This window comes from Jeotgalibaca caeni (genome assembly GCF_028863945.1).
GTDB classification, from domain to species: domain Bacteria; phylum Bacillota; class Bacilli; order Lactobacillales; family Aerococcaceae; genus Jeotgalibaca; species Jeotgalibaca caeni.
In genome coordinates this window covers 1-21782 of record NZ_JARBEA010000044.1, presented here as the reverse complement: position 1 = coordinate 21782, position 21782 = coordinate 1, and the positions used below count along the sequence as shown (strand labels likewise).

Below are 21782 nucleotides of genomic sequence, written 5' to 3'. Positions count from 1 at the left end.
GTGTCGGATAACTAAACAAAAAACAGTGTTGGAACAACGCTTAGAGAGCATTTTAGAAAAACTATGAATTATTCAGGTAACAAAAAAATGCTTAAAATCAAAAAGAGATTAAAATAAAATAGACAAAAGTTTGATGAGAGAAGTTCTCCCTTCAATTTTCTTATATCAGTCATTTCGTAGTATAATAAAAGAAAGAGTAGGCTAAGAAAAAGGGGGTTTTTCAAATGAATATTTGGAACCGTACGATTAGTCACTTGGCTGGAATGAGTCAGTCTTTCAAACGCTACCCGGTAACCATGTTATGGATTTTTGGAGTAGTAATCTTAAATGCATTCATCATCGAATCATCCGTAGACTCTTATATGAGACTGCTATTCACTTTTTTGACAGGAGTAATGGGGAGTATCGCAGCGCAACATGTATATGAACGCTTTTTTGATCGGCCCGCACATCGGTGGTTGTTGGTAGGTGCGTCGGGGGTTCTAACGTTTCTCTACTACTGGACCATTCCCAATGTGGAAAATATTCCACTAGGTTACTCCATCCGTTCCATCGTTTTGTTGTTTGCTCTGTTTATCGCGATTGTCTGGATTCCAACGATTAAGAATGACCATTTATACTTTCATCAGAATTTCTTAGCGTTCTTTAAGGCACTGTTTGTCACGATTCTCTTCTCGGGAGTGTTGCTCATTGGTGCGGCGGCGATTATTACCAGTATGAATGTTCTCCTGTTTGAGATCGATTCGAATGCTATTGCCCATGCTGCAAACCTGATTTGGTGTTTGTTTGCTCCCGTTTACTTCTTATCCTTGTTGCCGGTTTACCGCCACGTGACAATCATAGAAGAGAAAATACAAGCGGATTTTACAGTGCCGCGCTTTTTGGAAGTTCTCCTTACCTATATTGTGATTCCGTTGCTCGCGATTTATACCGTAATTCTACTATTGTATTTAGTTTTGAATATTAGTGGCCAATTCTGGACGGATAACTTATTAGAGCCGTTACTGGTTTCCTACTCGCTGATTGTCATCATTGTGTATTTGCTGGTTTGTAACGTGGAGCATCGTTTTAGTAAGTTATTCCGATTGGTTTTCCCTAAAATCATGCTTCCCATTGTACTGTTGCAAACGGTGGCGAGTGTTTTGAAAATCCAAGAACTCGGCATCACCCATGGGCGGTATTACGTGATTTTATTTGGAATTTTTGCAACGGCCGCTGGTATCATCTTCGGCTTCCTTTCACCAAAGAAAAATGGTTGGATTGTGCCTGTTTTGTTGGTGCTCGCCTTTATTTCCATCATGCCACCGAGTGATGCCTTCACAGTTGCTCGTAATAACCAAAGGAATCGCCTAACGGAAACGTTAACCGAGTATGAGCTGCTAGTAGAAAATGAAATTGTGCCGCAAAGTGACCTGCCAACCGAGGCGAAAGTAACCATCACGCGCAGTGTAAGTTATCTGGAACAAATAGGCGAGATAGATACCGTTTCTTATCTGCCGGAAAATTTTGACACGTATGCAAATTTTGAGCGTACATTTGGATTCCCAATGGTGTACGAGATAGGAGGACCGGAAAGTCCGCAAGCACGGTATGCTTCCTTGAACTGGGGTGAAATAGGAGTAGTGCCTCTGGAAGGAACAGAGTATTTAGTGAATGTGTTCGTCAACAACCAAGATAGTGAAGGCAGACGTTACGAATTGAATGATGGATTAGTTCTATCCGTTGAAGAAAGCGAACCGTACTTTACTCTTCTCTTGGAAGATGCTGCTGGAGAAGTTCTGATTACGGCAGACATTGAAGAGTTGTTCAATCACGTTTTCGATAACATGACGGGGAACAATATGCTGAATCAAGAAGATATGACGGTTGTTTTTGAAAATGAATCGGTCCAGTTAACGGTTCTGGGGATTTTGTTAGATGAGTACAGTGATACCGTCCATGTAGAAATGATGGTATTTGTGAATTTGAAATAACCGTTTCACTAAAAGCAGACTCGATTGCGCGTATTCGGGTCTGTTTTTTCTTCTAATCCTACAAAAAACCTTAAGATAACGAAAATAGGTTTCTAATTAAAAGTGAGTCTAGTAAAATAAAACTATTGAAATGAAGGAGGAATAAAATACAGATGATTGAAATATTAAAAGCCATTATTCTCGGGATTGTCGAGGGGATTACAGAATGGTTACCAATATCCAGTACCGGACATATGATACTGGTGGAGGAATTTATCCAACTGAATGTGAGTGCTGCCTTTAAGGAAATGTTTTTTGTCGTTATCCAATTAGGCGCCATTTTGGCAGTGGTGGTGCTTTACTTCCATAAGTTAAACCCCTTTTCACCGAAGAAGTCTACCGAAGAGAGAAAAGACACGATGAACATCTGGTACAAAGTCGTCATCGGGGTTCTTCCAGCTGGGGTTTTAGGATTATTACTGGATGATTGGTTAAACGCAAATTTCTATAATTACTGGGTTGTCTCTATTATGCTAATCGTCTACGGTGTCTTGTTCATTGTCGTTGAGAACATGAACAAAGGGAAGACCGGAACCGTTCAAACGTTCCAACAATTGTCATACCGTACCGCCTTCTTCATTGGATTGTTCCAATGTTTATCGCTCATTCCTGGGACCTCTCGCTCTGGAGCAACCATTTTAGGAGCTATTCTAATGGGAACCTCTCGTTTCATTGCGGCTGAGTATTCATTCTTCCTTTCGATTCCCGTTATGTTTGGAGCGAGCGCATTGAAGCTTGCAAAGTTTGGTTTTACTTTTACAGGGATGGAAATGGTAATTTTAGTAACCGGGATGGTTGTAGCATTTTTAGTTTCCATTATTGCGATTAAGTTCTTGATGCGTTACATCCAAAACAATGACTTTAAGGCATTCGGCTGGTATCGAATTGTTTTAGGCGTTCTTGTGATTGGTTACTTTGCCCTCGTACGCTAGTTTTCTATTCTCCCTTCAAAATATGATATGATGAAGGTGAATTCAATCCGAAGAGGATAGAAAAGAGGTCAGCTATGTTTGAACATTGTGCAGTAATCATTCCAACTTATAATCCTGAGCCGGAGCTTATCCCATATGTGGAAGAGTTGAAGGCGCAGGGAATTCAGCATATTATTGTCATCAATGATGGTAGTTTGGCTTCTACCCAGTCTATTTTTGATGCGTTAGCTTCCAACCAAAACTGTACCGTTTTGGTTCATGAGGTGAACCAAGGAAAAGGAAGCGGCCTGAAGACTGCCTTTCGCTATATAAAAGAAGAGCGACCAGAACTGAGAGCAGTGGTCACAGCTGATGCGGATGGGCAACATGCAGTGGAGGATGTGCTGGCTCTATGCCGTTTCTTGGAGCAGGATCCAGCTGGTATTGTGCTCGGTGTGCGGAGCTTCAACGAGGAGCATGTTCCAAGTAAGAATGCATTTGGTAATAAGTTGACGAGCCGTGTCTTCAAGTTGCTCTTTGGCACCTACCTCATGGACACACAAACGGGATTACGTGGATTTAGCCGGTCAGAATTAGATTGGCTGTTGGCGCTCAAGGGAGAACGTTTTGAGTACGAGATGAATATGCTCATGTACGCCGTTCAGCAAAACATTCCTGTTCATGAAGTCTCTATCCAGACTCTTTATTTTGGTGAGAAACACGCGACGCATTATAAAACATTTTACGATTCTTTCCGCATTGCCAAGCAACTTCTCATTGGGTTGATAGTAAGGAAGCGCCTTGTGGAACGGAAAGAAATTTCAGTGCGAGGAGGGACCCGCTAGCGATGACAGAAAACTACGGGTTGTTTTATAAAACAATACGAAGGTTATTGCGAATGGTAACGCCACGTTTTTCTGTTTCAAACGGTCATCAAATGAGTGATGCAGAAGCGGTTGTTTACGTTTCTCATCATCAAAATTTATTTGGGCCAGTCAGTGTGCTGGTGTGGTATCCAGAATATGTACAAACTTGGATTTTAGGTGTCTTTCTAAAATTTGAGACGTGTTACGCACAATATGTGGACTATACCTTCACCAAACGATTGGGCTGGCCAAGGTGGATAGCTAGAGTGGCGGCGTACCCTTTAGCATGGTTTGCGTCCACATTAACCACATCCGGCAAAGGGATCCCGGTGTACCGCCAATCGCGGGAAGTGATGCAGACGATGAAGCAAACAGTGGCCACCTTAGAGAACGGCGAGAGCATCCTTATTTTCCCAGATGTTTATTATGATGATACAAGTCCAGAAGTAAAAGAGATTTATGAAGGCTTCTTGTATATCGAAAAGTATTACTATCGCAAAACCGGACAACACATCCCCTTTGTGCCGATGTATTCGGACCGTGAGAACAAGGAAATCCGCGTGGGTGCCCCGATTCTATTTTCCGGAACAGAAAAATTCTTCGTGGAAAAGCAGCAAGTCGCTGGGAATATTCAAATGGCATTAAATGAACTGGCAAAAGTGCCAGAAAAAGTGCCGGTAGAGTCTGCATAAAGAAATATGCAAGTGAGGCCAAAAAAAAGTCCCACTCATACCAAAATGGTCAAAAGCGTACAAGTGAGCTCTAAAAAAAAGCTCACTTGTACCAAAATAGCCGAAACCGTGCAAGTGAGCCCAAAAAAATAGCTCACTTGCACGGTTTCGTTTTATTTGGGAAAGATTTGACCGCAATTAGGATCCTACTCAAAAATAATTCATCACTATGCTATAATTCAAGAAATGTATCGAGAAGGAGGAAGGCATGCAAGTAGGAAAGACTTTGATCAGTATGTATATAACCTTGATGCCAGTGATTGTGGCTGGAGTTTTGAATATGAAAATCTTAAAGACCTCCTTTATGAAAAGGTGGGAACACCCACTTGATGGGGACAAAAAGTGGTTCGATGGAAGGCCTTTGTTTGGGAAAAATAAAACCTGGCGCGGTGCTTTTTTGATGGTTCTATGCTCCTCGATCGCCATGATGGGATGGGGCGCTCTATGCAGATGGGTGCCTTTTTTGGAATCTCATAACCATTTCTATTATTTCCACGAAAATACATGGGCATTTAATGCCTGGATAGGATGTTTATTGGGAGCAGCCTACATCGTTTTTGAATTGCCAAATAGTTTTTGGAAACGCAGGCGTTCGATTGCGCCCGGGCAAGCTTCCACGTCGGCCCATCCCCTTCGGTATCTGTGGTTGGACCAGATGGATTCCTTATTTGGTTGTGCCCTCGTAGTGGCAGCTTATTATCCAATGGGATTCGGACTCTATTTTGGATATGTTATGGTAGGAGCAGCGACCCATTTAGCGATCAATGCTGTCCTTGTTTCAATTGGATGGAAAAAATCAATTTAATGAGGAGGAAGGTAGATGTACAAGATGATTCCAGCTTTTCACTGGGCAAATAGCATCAGTTTGCTTGGGTTATTTTTCGCGGTGAATGGAATATACAACAGCCTATTGGGCGATTTGAATCAGGCAATGCTGTTCTTTGTTATCGCAGGAATTTGCGATTTGTTTGATGGCGTGTTTGCGAAGCGGTTCAAGCGCAGCGAATTTGACCGCCAGATGGGGGAGCATGTGGATTCTTTTGTAGATATGATTTCATTTGTTGGCCTTCCCGTTGTGCTTTTATTTTCTCTTGTTGGCCAAACGCCAATCACTCTATTGGTTGCCTTTTTTTATGCGGCAATGTCGTTGCATCGCTTGGGATATTTCCATTTGACCAAAGAAGAACAGGAAGGGAAAAGTGGCTCCTTTCGATTCTTTATCGGCGTCCCACTTGCCTATATAGCTCTTATCCTACCGATTTTGTACGCTGTTTTTCTGCTTTTTGGGGCAACTGAAACAATCCTGTTCCGTTTCTTGGTCGGGGTTCTCTATGTTGCGATGGGGGTAGCTTATGTATGGAACCGTCCGATTCCGAAGCCGGGTGGTAAAATGTACGCTGTGTTTGTGGTACTAGCGATCCTCCTCGTTGCCTTATTAGGAAGTAGGTAGGAAATGGTCCACATTTATCAACGTTTGAGTCAGCGATACATAGAAGAGCAGGAAGTTGGCGGGAAGAGCCTGCGCTTCTTATATGAAACCATCCCGGGACGCTTGTTGCTGCGAGCTTTGGTGGGCCCGCAATTCTCCAACTGGAAAGCGCGACAAAACAAACAGCCTAAGTCTGCCAAGAAAATTGAGCCTTTCGCAAAAAAGTACAACATCGACCTAAGTCAGGCAGAACAAAAGGAATTTGCCAACTTCCATGAGTTTTTCACACGGAAGTTGCGCCCCGTGGCCCGTCCGATTGATCGAGAACCCAATCATGTGATTGCAGTTGCAGATGGAAAGTTGTTCGCTTATCCCATCACTGAAAGTGGCGAATTTCAGATTAAATCGAGTCGCTATACCTTGCGTGAGCTGGTTCAAGATGAGGAAACAGCCGAACTCTTTGAAGGAGGAACTTGCTTGGTGTACCGGTTGGCGATGGATGATTATCACCGCTATGTTTATCCGGATGCGGGCAAGAAAGTAAAAGAACAGGCAATTAGAGGGGTCCTTCATACCGTTCGTCCGCTTGCCCATCAGTATACAAAAGTATTCGCCGAAAATACACGGCAATGGCAGCTCCTTTTGACGGAAACATTCGGTCCTGTTTTATACATGGAGGTGGGGGCGATGTTGGTAGGAAAGATGCATGACCATGGTTTGGCATCATTCAAACGTGGTGAAGAGAAAGGGTATTTCGAGTATGGTACCTCCAGTATGGTCGTCTGCTACCAAAAGGGAAGCATCCAACTGGACGCAGACATTTTACGCGAAAATGAAAAACAAATCGAGGTACAAGTACAACTTGGGGAAAAGGTAGGGGAAAAAGATGCTCCATAGAATAGCCGTATACTTAAAAGAGATGTATCCAATCATTCCAAGACTCATTGTAAGTTTATTATTGGTAGCCGTTCAGTATTTTGGCGTGTTGGCCTTTGCGGAAACAAAGCTGACCTACGAATTTTCCTGGGCAGACCTGGGCGTCGTGTATACCGTTTTTGCCTTTTTGATGTTGTTGCGGATTGCGGATGAATTCAAGGATTTGAAAAAGGATTTGATTAATTATCCTGATCGTCCGTTACCGTCCGGCCGTGTGTCAAAGAAAGACTTATGGACGCTGGGTGCGGTCGTAGGTGCTGTCATGGTTGTGGTTAATCTATTCCTGCCGCAATCCATTGTTCCTTTTTTAGTGCTTCTCTTTTACGGCTTTTTGATGACCGTTTGGTTTTTCCAACGGGACAAGATTGAACCTAGTTTGGTTCTAGCCTTAGTCACTCATAATCCTGTGCAATTAATCATGAGCTATTATGTGATTCACTATGTGGCGAACCGCTATGATTTGCCAATCTGGACTTGGGAAAATGTGTGTCTAGCCTTTGCGATTTATATTCCTGCCTTGTTATGGGAAATTTCACGCAAGATTAAAGCGCCGGTGGATGAGAATCAATATGTAACCTATTCCCAAGTGTGGGGATTTCGTGGGTCCATCTTCGTAGTGCTGGGAGTTGCGGCAGTGGGTCTCTTTTTCATGATGGCCTTAGTACTTCGCCAAGCCGGATCGTTTCTACTGGTTCTGGCGTATGGGGGGCTTCTGTATGCCTTGTACCGGTTTTACCGAAATCCGGCAGGGAAGAATTTGAAAGGAATTGTTCCGAACTATTTGTTCGTTAGTCTCGGCATTTTCTTAGTTTTAATAGGGTTGGTTTATTGGAGGTAATCGTAGATGTGGATTAGAAGTGACGATGCTACCTTGGCAAATGCAGGTGGAAAAGCTTTTCAATTAGCAGAGATGCAGCGAGTTGGTTTTTCGGTCCCAGCGTTTTTTTTCCTCAGCACTGAATCCGCGATGATTCTGCGTGAGCGTGGGGAGGCTCATTTTTATTCAAATGAGCTGGAAATGTTGTATCAAATGGTGGAAGAGGTTTGCGGAGATGCTGCCTCTTTTTCTGTCCGGTCTTCGGCGCAAAAGGAAGATGGCGCTGAGACTTCCTTTGCGGGATTGTTTGATACGTATCTACAGGTGAAAAAAGAAGAACTCCCTGAAAAAATCTGGCAATGTTTGAAGTCAGCAGAGAAGGAACATGTAAAGGACTACTTGCGCCATCATCAGATGGAAGGGGAAGAAACAGCGATTGCGGTCATTATTCAAGTGATGATTCCGGCTGAGAAGGCAGGTGTTTTGTTTACCGCTAATCCAAACGGGTTATTGAATGAAACGGTGATTGTGGTGGGCAATGGGCTGGGGGACGGAGTAGTAAATGGCACTGTTCCGGTTACTACTTATTACTTGAAGCGGGACGAAGACCTCTCTTACTTTGAAAGAGAAGAGGATAGTCCGGTACTAGAAGCAACGGAAATAGCCCAATTAGTGGAGCAAGTAGACCGGTTAGAAGGATACCTCGATTGCGAATTCGCCATCTATCAAGGAAAAGTTTACTATTTGCAAAGTCGGCCGATTACCACGATTGACGCAACGCAGCCGATGATTTTCAGCAACAGCAATCTGGTGGAAAGTTATCCTGGTTTAACGTTACCGTTGACCGAAACGTTTATCCAGTTTGCTTACGAACAAGTCTTTAAAGGTGTTGTTTGGCGCTTTTCAAAATCCACTTCCTTACTGGAAACGTACCGCCCTGTCTTTCAAGAACTAGTCGTCTGCATCAACGGCCGCATGTATTATCATATGAATCATTTATATAGCTTGCTCCAGTTTTTGCCTTTTCCGAAGCAAGTTTTGCCGATTTGGCATGAAATGATGGGGTTTGATCAGCAGAAGACTACCTTTGCCCCCCAATTGGAAAAAGAAACGAGTACATGGGAAAGTTTACGTATTTCTGGACGAGTTCTCAGAGAATTTTTTGCAGCACCCAAAAATATGAGGCGTTTGGATGCAGAATTTACCGCAGTGGAGGCGTACTTTAACCAACAGTTCCATCATCAGATGAGTGAGGAAGAGCTGGATGAGTTGTATCAAGCACTGGCTGACCGAGTACTCAAGAATTGGGATGTGACCTTGGTAAATGACCTGTATGCATTTGTTTATACAGGCCTGTTGAAGAAGGTATTGGAAAAATGGGGACAGCCAAGTGATGTCGCCGAATGGAATCAATGGTTCTCTGGAATTCCAGCAATATCAAGTATGGAGCCGGTGCTGGCTCTGAGGGAGCTGGCTGCATTTGTGCAGGAACATCAACTGGTGGATGCATTAAGAGAGTTGAAGGAAGAACGGGATCTGAAACAATTTTTAGAACAAGATACGAGTGGGTTTAGCGAGAAGTTTGAAGGATACCTCGATCAATACGGTGACCGTTCGCTGGAAGAATTAAAATTAGAAACGCAAACATTCCGCAGCCATCCGATGCGTCTCCTTGCACAAGTCTTACTATTTGCGGAAATGCCGCCACAAACGAAGAAGGCGACTCTGCGAGTTGAAGGAAATCTATCGTTGACTGGTTGGCGAAAGATGATTTTTCAATTTCTTGGTAAGCGAGCAAGGCTTGGGATTCAACATCGGGAAACCTCTCGCTTAAACCGCAGCCGTATTTATGGTATGGTGCGAACGATGATGGTAACAAGAGGCAAGTTGGCGGTAGCAAAGGGCCAACTGGACAGGGAAGAGGATATTTTCTGGCACCGCATGGATGAGCTGGATCAGTTGGACCCACAAATAGTGGCATCCAGGAAGCACGCTTATGCAGGATTTAAGACCTTGCCAGCATACGGATACTTGGTATTCCAAGGACAACCCTTCAACAAAGCGGTGCGCCAAGCAGAAACCGTGCTTCAAACAGAATCTTTTACAACCGTTATCGGTGTACCAACATCCAATGGAATCATAACCGGAGAAGTTTTGGTTGTTCAAGATCCAAGTGAAGTGAAGGACGGTGCACGTGACAAGATTTTGGTGACACGAATGACCGATCCAGGATGGGTATTCTTACTGACTCAAGCAAAAGGAGTGATTGCAGAAAAAGGTTCCCTTCTTTCTCATACGGCAATTATTTCTCGCGAGCTGGGGATTCCAGCTGTTGTTGGAATAAAAAATGCCACCGAATGGTTCCGCACTGGTGACGTGGTAGAACTGAACGGCAATACCGGCGTGCTTACACTTCTGGAAAGAAAGGAAGTGGTGGAGTGACCGTTGAGCTATGGAGCGAGGAAGATCGAAATGCTTTTTTGACTTTCTCGGATCAGTTGTATACCCCTCAATTCCGAACGGAAGATCAAGTGGAGCTGGAACAAATTTTAATGGAACAGCACCCCTTAAGCCATTATTTTCAAGTCGTTCCACTTGTTGTAAAAGAAGGAGAAGTCATCCTTTCTCGTGCGGTTGTCACCCTGTACCCAGATGATCCAGTCGCTTATGTAGGATACTTTGAGAGTAAGCCCAATCAAGCAGCAGCCGCTGATTTGTTTGCCCAGGCGGAAGCGGTAGCCCGAGAGGCTGGGAAAACGTCTGTTGAAGGCCCGTTGAATGCGAGTTTTTGGCTGGGATACCGACTGAAAGTAGACCATTTTGACAAGCAGCCTTATTTCACTGAGCTGTATCAACAACCGTATTATTCTGCCTTTTGGGAACAGAATGGTTATCGCAACCAAGCTACTTACTATTCCAATCATTACGTTCCAGTAGATCAGACCATGAAAAAGGAAAAGTATAGCCATCGCTATCAGCAATTCCTAGCAAAAGGGTATCAAATAAAGAGTCCAACGAAGCAAACCATTGATGAAGATTTTTTGGCAGTAGCAGAGTTGATTCAAGAACGGTTCCGCACCTTTCCTGTCTTTAAGGGAATCAAACGGGAAGAATTCATTGCCTTATTTGGGAAACTGAAACAAATTCTCCAATTGCGTTACGTAAAATTGGCGTATGATCAAGCCGGAACCTTAGTTGGCTTCCTGATTTCTGTGCCGGATTATGGAACCTTATTAAACAAAAAGAAGCTCGGGATGAGAACCATCCTTCGCTTCTTATGGAAAAAATATACGACGCGTAACTATGTTATTTTATACATGGGTGTTAAAGAGGGACATGAAGGGCTGGGGTCTGCATTGGTGTATGCATTAATGGATGAATACCAAGAGCACAACATCCGAGCCATTTCCAGCTACATTCAAGCAGGAAAAGTCTCTGGTTCATATGCATTCCCTAGTGTTAAACAGCAAAGTCAGTACCGCTATTTCCGTAAAGAACTTTAGAACAACTTCTTAAAGTCACTTTCTGAAAGAACAGTGAGTGGATGGCCGCTGCCGAGCATTTCGCGAACAGCTTCCATCTTGCGGCTCTCGCTCGGTGTACCGATTTTTTTCCAGTCCGTATCAGCAATCACTAGATACGTTGTTTCGTATGCTAGTTGCGGATCGAAAAAGCCACCAATATTTACGACTAATTGCGCCGCTTCTTGGCGCTTCATACTTTTCATTCGTCCAGTGAAGCAGACATGTTTGCGGTAAAAGGGATGTTCGGGATCAAAGGAAACGCCTTGCGGTTTAATTGCGGGCGTTTTTTTCGTGCTTGATTTAGCAGCCTTTTTAGAACCAAATCGGTGCGAGAATAATTTCCCCATTCGATAGTGGTGTTCCTCTAAGAATCCTTCAATCTCATAATCATAGGGGCGTAGCAATTTACTGGCAATCATCCCGCAAGCTGCCGCATCATCCATAGCATTATGGTGATTTTCAATCGTTAAACCGTAATAATCCAATACATTCACCAAGCTGTTACTATGTAAATCCAAAAGTTTTTTCGCCATTGCACAAGAACAGAAATATTCATTTTCCATTTTAGGCAGGCGGTACGTTTCAATAGACTTCTGCAGACAGTTCATATCAAAGGGAGCAAAGTGGGCAACTAAAGGGTCATCGCCGATAAAGGCACGAATTTCTGGATACAATTCATCAAAGCGAGGTTCATCATATACATCATCTGGATAAATACCGTGCACCCGGATATTGCCGGGACTAAATGATTGCATCGGATTAATCAGGCGATAGTAGCGGTCTGTTTCTTTTCCATCTGAGAAACGGCTCATCCCGATGGAACAAATACTGTCACCGCGGTTATTGGCCGTTTCAAAGTCAATGGCTACAAAATCCAAACGTTCTACCTTCTTCCATTTGTATTTACTTCCAATTATACAGGAATTCCGTTAAAAATAAATGATCCCATTCTATTGCCGGAAACAGCTTTGTTTTCTATATTATTTCAAATTCGTTATAATAGAAGAAATGATTAGAAAGAGGTGCGGGTATGTACCACTACGAGACCAAAGAATTAGATAACAAACGCATGTATAAAATGATTTCCGGCAGTATCGTCCCTCGGGCGATTGGCTGGATTACGACACTCGACGAAGAAACAGGAACGGTCAATGCTGCTCCCTTTAGTTTTACCAGCGGCGTATCCAATGAAGTGGCCTTAATCTCTATGGCAATTATTCGCAGCAAAGGCGAACCAAAGGACACAGCCAGAAACCTGTTGAAGTACCAGCACGGGGTCGTGCATATCGTGAGCGCCGACTTGGTGGACCAAATGAACGAGACATCCGCGACGCTTCCAGCAACGGAAAGTGAAATTGAGCGGGCGGGACTTCATCTGACACCTAGCCGTTCAGTGAAAACGCCGGGAATTGAAGAAGCAAAAATTCGGATGGAAGTAACCGTATATGACTATCATCCTGTGAAAGACCGTGAAGGAAAGACGGTTACAGACTTTTTCTTTTTAGAAGTATCGGATTTTTATTTTGATGAAGCAGTCTTTGATCAGGAAAAAGAGTACGTGGATCCTGTAGCGCTCAACCCAGTTGCGCGGTTAGCGGGTCCCTATTATGCGAACTTGGACACCTTATACCGCAAAGAACGGCCAAACTAGCCACTCCCACAAAAATGATTATTTACTGAATGCAACAAGTCCAGTATGGTAAGAGAAAAAGGAGGGATTTTTACGTGATACCTGTTTTTGAGAAAGGAAAAACATGCGGAGACAAGCGTGTACCCCAAGGTTCTTTTCTAGAACTTTTTCCAGTTGAAGCTGAAGGAGTGCATCCTTTTGTCCTCGTTTTCCCAGGTGGTGGATACAATCATTTAGCCAGCCATGAAGGTGCGGACATCGCTGAATGGTTCAATCAAAGAGGCATACATGCCGGTGTGTTTTACTATCAATTAGATCCGGTCGATATTGACTTATTGCTGGAACAAGTACAAGAAATTTTGGCAGACCTACAAAAAAATCCTGCTTACGGTCCAATCGGCATCATTGGCTTTTCGGCGGGCGGACACTTGGCAGCGTTGTGCAGCACGAAAAACACTCGAAAGCCCGACTTCAATATTTTGTCTTACCCTGTTATTTCGCTTTTTGAGCCACATGTCCATGAAGGATCTAGAGAACAGATTTTACCGAATGGAAAAGAAGAAGAATGGTATGCCTACTCTCCGGAACATCTCGTTTCGAAAGAGACACCGACCACCTTCCTCTGGCATACAGCAGAAGATCAAGCGGTGCCGGTAGAGAATGTGTTGTTGTATGCGAGCCAATTGAGTGCTCATCAAGTACCGTATGAATTGCATATCTTTCAAACGGGACGCCATGGGTTAGGGCTGGCAGAAGAAGAACGATTTACCAAAGATTGGACCCAGCAACTAGAACGCTGGCTGCAAAAGAATGGAGTAATCTCATGAAACCAACCATTTATATCATTGGCGATTCAACCGCCGCCAAAAAGGATGCCGATAAACGACCAGAATCGGGCTGGGGAGAGCACCTGGAACAATTCTTGCCGGGAGTAGTTGTAAAAAACCACGCGATGAACGGCCGCAGTACCAAATCGTTTCTTGATGAAGGGCTGTTTCAAGCAGTGGAAGAAGGCATGCAAGAAGGAGATTACTTGCTGATTCAATTTGGTCATAATGATCAAAAAGAAGAAGACCCAACCCGTTATACAGAACCTTTTGAGAGCTATCAAGAAAATTTGCGGATATTCACAGAAGCAGCGCAGAAAAAGCAGGCAACGCCGGTCATTCTAACGTCCGTAAGCCGCCGAGCATTTAAGGACGGAGAGCTGGACCCCAATACGTTAGGTGCATATCCTGACGCAGCTTTGGCCTTCGCCAAAGTTCAAGGTGTCGTATCGCTAGATTTATTCAAACGTACACAGGAACTTCTTGTTTCTTTAGGAGAGATGCAGTCGGCTGCGCTATTTCTTCAGTTAGAAAAAGGAGTTCACCCCAACTATCCAGATGGAGTAGTGGATAACACTCACTTCAATGAAACAGGAGCTCGAAGAGTGGCGGAGCTGGTAGCTGAAGAACTGAAACATGCCATTCCATCTATTACCCAACAGAAAGGAAACGATTAAATGTCTATCCCATTGCAATTAGGAATCAGAGCGCATGATTTGGGACAAGTCCCACTTCCAGCGTTGATTGAAAAAATGAAACAATACGAATTCAACCATGCACATTTTGCAATCAAAAAGTCATTTCCTGATAGTGCCCCTACGATTCAGCAAATGACACCAGGAACAGCAAATTATTTTGCTTCAAATTTTAATCAAGCAGGAATTAAAATTTCTATTTTAGGTAGTTATGTGAATATTGTTGCCACAGACTTAGACGAGCGAAAACAAGCCATTGAAAATTTCAAAAAGCATCTCCATTTGGCCAAAGATTTTAATGCTGCGATGGTCGCAACAGAAACGGGATCGGTCGGACAAGGATATACCGAAGAAAACTTTACTGAAGAGGCTTTCCAAAAAGCGGTGGTTTCTGTGAAAGAAATGGTAACAGAAGCGGAGCGGTTCGGTGTCATTGTGGCGATCGAGGCGGGAATCAATCATCCCGTTTATACGGCACCGCTAGCACGGCGCTTGGTGGATGAAGTAGATTCACCAAACTTAAAGATTATTTTGGACTGCGCGAATTTGATGTCTGTTTCAAATTACGAGAGACAAGCAGAAGTTGTTGCAGAGGCGTTTGAGTTGTTGGACGATGTCATTGTCGCTCTACATATTAAAGATTTCATTGTAGAGGATAATAAAGTGAAAATTGTGCCAGTAGGTCATGGTTGGATGGATTACACACCCATTATGCGTTATGCAAAATACAAAAAACCACATATCTTCACATCACTAGAAGCAACAACAGAGCCACACTTAGCTGATAGTGTAGCGCTCATTCAGAAGATTTATCAAGAAGTATAGAAATGAGTCGGGAAAAATCCCGACTCATCTTTTTATTACTTTTCGTTGCGATAGCGTAACCAGGTTTCCTTCTATCGCAACGAAAAGGCCTGTTGCGTTGTGATAGCAGAGATTATTCGTGCGCTATCACAACGGTAAGTGATTTATCGTTGTGATAGCGATTCGTTTGCCCGCACTATCGCAACGAAAGATTAATCGGAAATTTCCTCAACAGGAAAAAACCAGAAAAACAGCTCTCGCCACCCTCAAAAGGGTTACAAGAGCTGTTTTTTGTACCAGATTCTTCTGATTATCCTTTTACAGAACCAACCATTGCGCCTTTAACAAAGTATTTTTGCACGAATGGATATGCGATTAACATTGGTAAGGTAGCAATCACGATAACGGCCATTTTCACAGATTGTGCAGGAGGAACCACATCGACTACGGTTGCATCGGCATTCATTCCGCTCGATACTAAAACGATTTGACGCAAGAGAACTTGAATCGGCCATTTATCTGGATCGTTGATGTAGAGAATCGCACTTTGGTACGTATTCCAGTAGGTTACTGCATAGAATAGAGAAATTGTTGCGATAGAAGGCAGCGATAGCGGTAGGATAATTCGGAAGAAAACACCGAAGTCCGTACAGCCGTCCATTTTCGCAGATTCTTCTAAACTATCAGGAATACCTTGGAAGAAATTCCGCATAATAATCATATTATAGGCACTGATTGCAACAGGTAGAATCAAAGCCCACAGAGAATCAATCAAACCTAAGTTGTTCACTACTAAGAAACTAGGAATCATTCCTCCACTAAAGAGCATCGTAAAGACGATCATGAAGTTGAAGATGCGGCGACCTGGTAAGTATCTGCGTGATAGGGCATAGGCCATAAAGGCAGTAGCAACCATACTAATAAAGGTACCAACACCTGTAACGAATAAAGAAACACCGATACTACGGAAGATGGTTGGTGTAGATAGAATATACCGATACGCATCAAGGGTAAAAGTTTTTGGGAACAAGATAAAGGTACGAGTTGTAATCTCACCTGGCGTAGCAAAGGAAGTTGCGAGAATATTTACAAAAGGAATAAAACAGATTAAAGCGAAGAGCACGAGAAAAACGATGTTTGCGACATCAAATAGTTTTTCACCGGGTGTGGCATATTTCCACTTTTGCGCTTCTTTCCGACTGACGGGTTTGGTTTTAGACTTCATCATTGGATTTTCATGCCTCCATTTACTATATTTTCAAATAGTCGATTTTTAAGTTTGCCGAAATAAAAATCTAAAACGTTTACAGGTTTACTGTATCATGAAGAGGGGATAGCGTAAATAATCACCATCACAGGAACCAAATAGAAGGATAATCATCTCTCAGAAGAAATAGAAATTCCAAACAAATAATGATACCGCTTACCGATATTCCTCAGTAACCTTGCGGAAAATGGTTCCGTTTTCAATGATAAGAAAATGATTATTTCCGTAATCTTGTTTATTGGGTATGATGAATGTAGCCGAAATGAAAAAAACGATTCACACATAATAGTTAACGAAAGAGAATTGGAGGAATCCGCTTTGGAAAAAACAGCAACTGAGAATGTGTTTGAAGGAACGATAGAAGAAACAGTGGCAAGCACACTTCCCATTCAGCGGACAAAAAAAGAACGAAAAGCGCGCTTGCGGAAAAAGAAATGGGCGCAAGTGAAATCGAGTAAGTTCTTATATTTGATGTTATTGCCCGGTATTTTGTATTTCCTAGTCTTCAAGTATCTACCGATGGGTGGATTAATTATTGCTTTCCAAGATTATCAACCATGGGCTGGTATTGCAGGGAGTCCGTTTGTAGGCTTGAAGCACTTTATTCGTCTCTTTACGGAAGACACGTTTGTTCTATTAATGCGAAACACTTTGGTTATTTTTGGAATGAACATTGCCTTCTCGTTTCCGTTCCCGATCCTATTGGCCATATTGTTAAATGAACTGAGAAGCAAGAAGCTGAGAAAAGGAATTCAAACCATTATCTACTTGCCTCACTTCATGTCATGGGTTATTGTAGTATCAATTTTCTATGTGTTGCTAACCACTGAAGGTGGGGTCATTAATAATATCATTCAAGCAAATGGCGGAGAACGGATATCTTTCCTAACCAATCCAAATTGGTTGCGGCCGATGTATATCTTCCAACAAGTTTGGAAGGGCGCTGGTTGGGGTACGATTGTATATTTAGCCGCGATCACAAACGTTGATGAACAATTATTTGAAGCAGCAGACATGGACGGCGCGAACCGGTTCCGTAAGATTTGGCATATTACCTTGCCAGCGATTCGCCCAACCATTATTACCTTATTAATTTTGAAAATCGGTGATGTTTTGGAACTCGGATTTGAGCATATGTTCCTCTTGATGAACTCCTTAAACCGAGATGTAGCCCAAATTTTTGACACATATGTCTATACAGCTGGTATTCAAAATGGACAACTTAGCTATTCTACAGCAGTTGGATTATTCAAAGGATTGATTGGTTTAATCCTTGTTGTTCTAGCGAATAAGCTAGCGAAAAAAGTCGGCGAAGACGGCGTATACTAATGAACGGAAAGACAAGAAAGGAGAAAGCGTATGGCTACGTTGGATAAGATGACGAAATTAAATGATTACTTAAGTGGATTTTGGAAGATTGCCTACTTGAACTTGCTTTGGTTTGCTTTCTCCTTACTTGGCCTTTTCCTATTTGGAATTGGGCCGGCGACCTATGCAATGACGAAGTACTATGATCGCTGGTTCCGCTTAAAGGAAGAGCCTCCCGTATTTCAAACGTTTTGGCAATATTATCAAGAACGGTTCAAACAAACCGTCGCCATCAGTTGGATACAGGGAATCATTCTAGCCGTATTAGTCTTCAATATTTTCAATGTGACAGCGTGGTTCTTACAAGTAACCAATGTACTTATGCTGGTCATCTTTTTAGTGGGGAGCACACATCTTTATAACGTAATGGCAGCGTTAACATACGAGACCATTCGAGAGATTGCCCAAGCATCCATGATGATGGGACTCGGCTACCTTCACTACACTATTATTCTATGGACAATCGTGCTTGGCGTATACTATTTATTGTCCATTACTTACTCTAGTCTTTTACTCCTTTTTGGAATCGGATTCATGGGGGCCGCAATTGCCTTTACCGGAACACGGATCATCGCAGACTTTGAATCGGATGGGAAAAAGGATGAAGAAAATATAAAAAACATACTCAAAGGAGAGTCAAAATGAAAAAGAAAAAATTTGGTTTCTTTACAAGTTTATTAACTGCTAGTGTTTTGCTAGCTGCTTGTGGGGGAGAAGGCGCAGGATCAGCAGGCGAAACAACCAGCAAGGATACAGGATCTTCGCAATCATCAGAAACAACCGCAACAGAAAATACAAGTACAAAAGATAGTGTTTCTTGGATGACCATGCTTCATACACCAGCACCACCAAGTGGGGATGTAGAATCAAAATTGGAAGAACACACCGGTATGGACATTGAATTCCAATGGGTACCAGATGCTTCTAAAGAAGAACGAATCAATGCGGCACTAGCTTCCGGTACTTTAGCTGACATTGTATCCTTAACTCAAATTTCAAACACAACTGTACGTCAAGCACTTGCATCCGGTATGTTCTGGGATGTAGAACCGTACCTAGATCAATTTGAAAACCTAGCTACAATTTCCGATGAAACAATCGAAGTATCTCGTATTGGCGGAAAATTGTATGGTGTTCCTTTCCAAAAACAAGTTGCTCGTTATGGAACTTTGATTCGTAAAGACTGGTTGGAAAATCTAGGCCTAGAAGTTCCAAAAACAGTAGAAGAGCTTGGAGAAGTAGCACGTGCCTTCAGTGAAGATGATCCAGATGGCAACGGTGTGGACGACACAGTAGGGATTGTGGACCGTGCAGAATCGTATGCAGTTGGCTTCCGTTACTTATCAGGGATTTTTGGAGCTGGGAACTTCTTCGATGTAAATGACAAAGGAGAAATTATTCCATCGTTCATGCAACCTGAATTTAAGGAAGCAATGGAATGGTACCGTGAGGTTTACTCCAATGGTTGGATGAACTCTGACTTTGCTGTTATGGCGAAGAATGACCAAAAAGACTACCTTGTAAACGGAAAAGGAGGAATTGTTTTCAGCGGATTGTTTGATGCAAACAACTACATGATGGGCGCAGTAGGAACACCGCAAGAAGAAACAATGGACTGGGTATTAGTAAACGACTTAACACATGAAGATGTAGAACGTCGTGTGCTTTCTGACACAAACGGTGGTATGGGTGGCTGGTTAGCTATTCCGAAAACAAACGTAGAAACTGAAGAAGACCTGCTCGTTGTACTTCAATTCATCAATGACTTGATGGATATGGAACCATACACCTTAATGACACATGGTATTGAAGGCGTACACTATGAAATAGCAGAGGGCGACATTTACAAGAGATTAGACGACACTGTATGGCAACAAGAAGTTCAACCATACGCTGGTTCTCGTCCATCTGAATTAGTTGCAAGTTTCAAAGTAGAATCTGAACTATCTAACGAAGCAACAGAGAAAATTGAAGAAAATACAGAGTTTGCTGTAATCAACCCAGCTCAACCACTAGAGTCCGAAACATACACAACACAATGGAGCTCACTGGTAGAAGGAATTGAAGATGCATACTATCAATACATGATGGGTGAAATCGAAATGGATGGCTTTGACGCAGCAGTTGATACATTCTTGCAAAATGGCGGACAAACCGTTATCGATGAATTCACTGCAAACTACAAAGAAGTAAACTAATCAGTGAATAAGGGACAAAACGCGAACGGGCCTGATGATTCGGGCCTGCGTTTTGGAACGAATGTATTTACTTTATTTTGATAATAAGGAGGCGGGAGTCATCTCCCAGCCTTTTTTCTATAAATAGGAGGAATCGTCACACATGCAACTTTCAGAACAGATCATGCAAACTTTATTGGAACGTTACCCGGTTTTAGCAGAGGCAAAAAACTATCAAGGAAAATGGTCTTATGATTTTGGAGTCGTCCTAAAAGGGGTATTGGACCGTTACGATCAAACCAAAAATCCAGCTTACCGCGATTATGTGAAACAAAATATGGATTACTTCATTCAAGAAGATGGTGAAATTAAAGGATATCGTTTTGAGGCAATGAATATTGACTATGTGAATAACGGGAAGATTCTTTTTTCACTCTATGAAGACACCAAAGAAGAAAAATATAAAAAAGCAATGGAGCGTTTGTTCAATCAACTAAAAGAAATGCCGCGTACTTCAGAAGGCGGATTCTGGCACAAGAAAATCTATCCGTACCAAATGTGGTTAGACGGGCTCTATATGGGAGCGCCCTTCTATGCGGAATATCTGATGACTTTTTGTGAAGGGGAAGGCATCGAAGATGTCATCAAGCAATTCGAGCTCTGCTACAAGCATACTCTTGATGAAGAGACAGGTCTCTTGTATCATGCATGGGATGAGAAGCGCCAGCAAGAGTGGGCCGATCCAGAAACTGGGCTTTCTCCTCACTTCTGGGGTCGTTCCATGGGCTGGTACGTGATGGCACTGGTAGATACCATCCAAATTTTGCCGGAAACGCATGCAGGCAGAACAGTTTTAGCAGAACAATTAATATCCTTGATGGAAGCGTTGAAAAAAGTACAAGATCCAACTACGAAAGTCTGGTACCAGATATTGGATAAAGGTGAAGAGCGTGGCAACTATTTGGAAGCTTCTGCTACCAGCATGATTGTGGCAGCAGCTGCAAAAGGCTATCAATTAGGCGTTTTAGGCGAAGAGTGGCTTCCTTTTATTCAAGAAAGCTATGTCGGACTGCAAGAAGAATTCGTCTTCTATACAAAAGAAAACTGGGTGAACCTTGCTCGTTGCTGTGAAGTGGCAGGGTTAGGCGGGGATGACAAACGTGACGGAACTTTTGTATACTATATCAGTGAACCAATTATAACCAATGATTTCAAAGGATACGGCGCATTCTTGCAAGCAGCTGTACGAGTAGAACAATTGTAAGAGAAGGAGAGAGGGCATGAGTCGACGACCCGAAAAAATAATTGCCATCATCGGCACCGTACTAGTCTTGTTGTTTTTAGGAGGATTTTCTCTAACGATTTTTGGCATGGATGAAGCCACTTTTAATGAAGTGGTTGTGCCAATATTCAAGGAAACCATTCCTGGAATGGACGCACAAGACGGATTTGAGAGCATGCGAACACTTGCCGCTTGGTTTGGCGTCACCGCATTTTTGACGCTTGTGCTCGTATCATTAGGGAATTTATTCGTCTCGCACAATAAATATCCAAGACGAGCTGCCATTTTCTATGGTGCCAGTGGAGTGATTGTTCTTTTGGGAAGCCAATTCGTTGCCTATCACTTCGCTTTTCTATTTTTCGTTACGATGGGTATGTGTTTATTGAGAAAACCAGCAGAAGAAAACAACGAGGCAGGGATTTAGTCCCTTAGACTAACACAAATAAATGAGACAATATAAAACACCTTCGGAATGGTATAATACCAAATACTATGTCGGAGGTGTT

At 42.8% G+C, this 21782-nt stretch carries 21 protein-coding genes; 19 read left to right on the top strand and 2 right to left on the bottom strand.

From position 1 onward, the window contains the following. Positions 1-224 precede the first annotated feature (224 nt). The 10 genes from PVE40_RS09470 (at position 225) to PVE40_RS09425 (ending at position 11205) form a co-directional block, all read left to right on the top strand. Positions 225-1973, top strand: coding sequence for a DUF4153 domain-containing protein (locus tag PVE40_RS09470; protein WP_274731671.1), 1749 nt, complete (start codon positions 225-227; stop codon positions 1971-1973). A gap of 152 nt (positions 1974-2125) precedes the next feature. Then, positions 2126-2944 carry an undecaprenyl-diphosphate phosphatase gene (locus PVE40_RS09465; protein ID WP_274731670.1) on the top strand — a complete coding sequence of 273 codons (819 nt, stop codon included), beginning with the start codon at positions 2126-2128 and terminating at the stop codon, positions 2942-2944. A 74-nt stretch (positions 2945-3018) separates the two neighbouring features. Further along, complete coding sequence (locus PVE40_RS09460; RefSeq protein ID WP_274731669.1) at positions 3019-3768, top strand: glycosyltransferase family 2 protein; 750 nt, start codon at positions 3019-3021, stop codon at positions 3766-3768. Between the two features lie 2 nt (positions 3769-3770). After that, positions 3771-4481: a lysophospholipid acyltransferase family protein gene (locus PVE40_RS09455; protein WP_274731668.1), complete on the top strand. Its 711-nt coding sequence runs from the start codon at positions 3771-3773 to the stop codon at positions 4479-4481. Positions 4482-4728: 247 nt separating this feature from the next. Next, the gene (locus tag PVE40_RS09450; protein ID WP_274731667.1) at positions 4729-5325 is read left to right on the top strand and encodes a CDP-archaeol synthase; all 597 of its coding nucleotides are present in this window, start codon (positions 4729-4731) and stop codon (positions 5323-5325) included. Between the two features lie 15 nt (positions 5326-5340). Then, positions 5341-5970, top strand: a complete 630-nt coding sequence (locus tag PVE40_RS09445; protein WP_274731666.1) for a CDP-alcohol phosphatidyltransferase family protein — start codon at positions 5341-5343, stop codon at positions 5968-5970. Positions 5971-5973: 3 nt separating this feature from the next. Next, a complete protein-coding gene (locus tag PVE40_RS09440; RefSeq protein WP_274731665.1) occupies positions 5974-6846 on the top strand; it encodes a phosphatidylserine decarboxylase in 873 nt (290 codons plus the stop codon). Next, the gene (locus tag PVE40_RS09435; protein WP_274731664.1) at positions 6836-7723 is read left to right on the top strand and encodes a UbiA family prenyltransferase; all 888 of its coding nucleotides are present in this window, start codon (positions 6836-6838) and stop codon (positions 7721-7723) included. The genes PVE40_RS09440 and PVE40_RS09435 overlap by 11 nt, the downstream gene beginning before the upstream one ends. 6 nt (positions 7724-7729) lie before the next feature. Continuing rightward, positions 7730-10144: a PEP/pyruvate-binding domain-containing protein gene (locus tag PVE40_RS09430; protein WP_274731663.1), complete on the top strand. Its 2415-nt coding sequence runs from the start codon at positions 7730-7732 to the stop codon at positions 10142-10144. Next, entirely contained in the window at positions 10141-11205 is a 1065-nt protein-coding gene (locus PVE40_RS09425; RefSeq protein ID WP_274731662.1) for a hypothetical protein, read from the top strand. The genes PVE40_RS09430 and PVE40_RS09425 overlap by 4 nt, the downstream gene beginning before the upstream one ends. Here PVE40_RS09425 and PVE40_RS09420 read toward each other — a convergent pair. Next, positions 11202-12104, bottom strand: coding sequence for an exonuclease domain-containing protein (locus tag PVE40_RS09420; protein WP_274731661.1), 903 nt, complete (start codon positions 12102-12104; stop codon positions 11202-11204). The genes PVE40_RS09425 and PVE40_RS09420 overlap by 4 nt on opposite strands. Before the next feature lie 152 nt (positions 12105-12256). On the opposite strand from PVE40_RS09420, the gene PVE40_RS09415 reads away from it, so the two are divergent. The 4 genes from PVE40_RS09415 (at position 12257) to PVE40_RS09400 (ending at position 15203) form a co-directional block, all read left to right on the top strand. Beyond that, complete coding sequence (locus PVE40_RS09415; protein WP_274731660.1) at positions 12257-12877, top strand: flavin reductase family protein; 621 nt, start codon at positions 12257-12259, stop codon at positions 12875-12877. A 74-nt stretch (positions 12878-12951) separates the two neighbouring features. Further along, positions 12952-13683 carry an alpha/beta hydrolase gene (locus PVE40_RS09410; RefSeq protein ID WP_274731658.1) on the top strand — a complete coding sequence of 244 codons (732 nt, stop codon included), beginning with the start codon at positions 12952-12954 and terminating at the stop codon, positions 13681-13683. Then, positions 13680-14360 carry a rhamnogalacturonan acetylesterase gene (locus PVE40_RS09405; protein WP_274731657.1) on the top strand — a complete coding sequence of 227 codons (681 nt, stop codon included), beginning with the start codon at positions 13680-13682 and terminating at the stop codon, positions 14358-14360. The genes PVE40_RS09410 and PVE40_RS09405 overlap by 4 nt, the downstream gene beginning before the upstream one ends. Beyond that, positions 14361-15203: a sugar phosphate isomerase/epimerase family protein gene (locus PVE40_RS09400; RefSeq protein WP_274731656.1), complete on the top strand. Its 843-nt coding sequence runs from the start codon at positions 14361-14363 to the stop codon at positions 15201-15203. Positions 15204-15492: 289 nt separating this feature from the next. Here PVE40_RS09400 and PVE40_RS09395 read toward each other — a convergent pair whose 3' ends face one another. Next, positions 15493-16410 carry a carbohydrate ABC transporter permease gene (locus PVE40_RS09395; protein WP_420828527.1) on the bottom strand — a complete coding sequence of 306 codons (918 nt, stop codon included), beginning with the start codon at positions 16408-16410 and terminating at the stop codon, positions 15493-15495. A 408-nt stretch (positions 16411-16818) separates the two neighbouring features. Here PVE40_RS09395 and PVE40_RS09390 point away from each other — a divergent pair, with 408 nt between their 5' ends. The 5 genes from PVE40_RS09390 (at position 16819) to PVE40_RS09370 (ending at position 21700) form a co-directional block, all read left to right on the top strand. Beyond that, entirely contained in the window at positions 16819-17778 is a 960-nt protein-coding gene (locus tag PVE40_RS09390) for an ABC transporter permease (protein WP_274731672.1), read from the top strand. Between the two features lie 30 nt (positions 17779-17808). After that, the gene (locus tag PVE40_RS09385) at positions 17809-18462 is read left to right on the top strand and encodes a YesL family protein (RefSeq protein WP_274731655.1); all 654 of its coding nucleotides are present in this window, start codon (positions 17809-17811) and stop codon (positions 18460-18462) included. Further along, the gene (locus PVE40_RS09380; protein ID WP_274731654.1) at positions 18459-20015 is read left to right on the top strand and encodes an extracellular solute-binding protein; all 1557 of its coding nucleotides are present in this window, start codon (positions 18459-18461) and stop codon (positions 20013-20015) included. Before PVE40_RS09385 ends, PVE40_RS09380 begins: the two co-directional genes overlap by 4 nt. A gap of 142 nt (positions 20016-20157) precedes the next feature. Then, complete coding sequence (locus PVE40_RS09375; RefSeq protein WP_274731653.1) at positions 20158-21258, top strand: glycoside hydrolase family 88/105 protein; 1101 nt, start codon at positions 20158-20160, stop codon at positions 21256-21258. A gap of 16 nt (positions 21259-21274) precedes the next feature. Then, positions 21275-21700, top strand: coding sequence for a hypothetical protein (locus PVE40_RS09370; RefSeq protein WP_274731652.1), 426 nt, complete (start codon positions 21275-21277; stop codon positions 21698-21700). Positions 21701-21782: the final 82 nt, after the last annotated feature.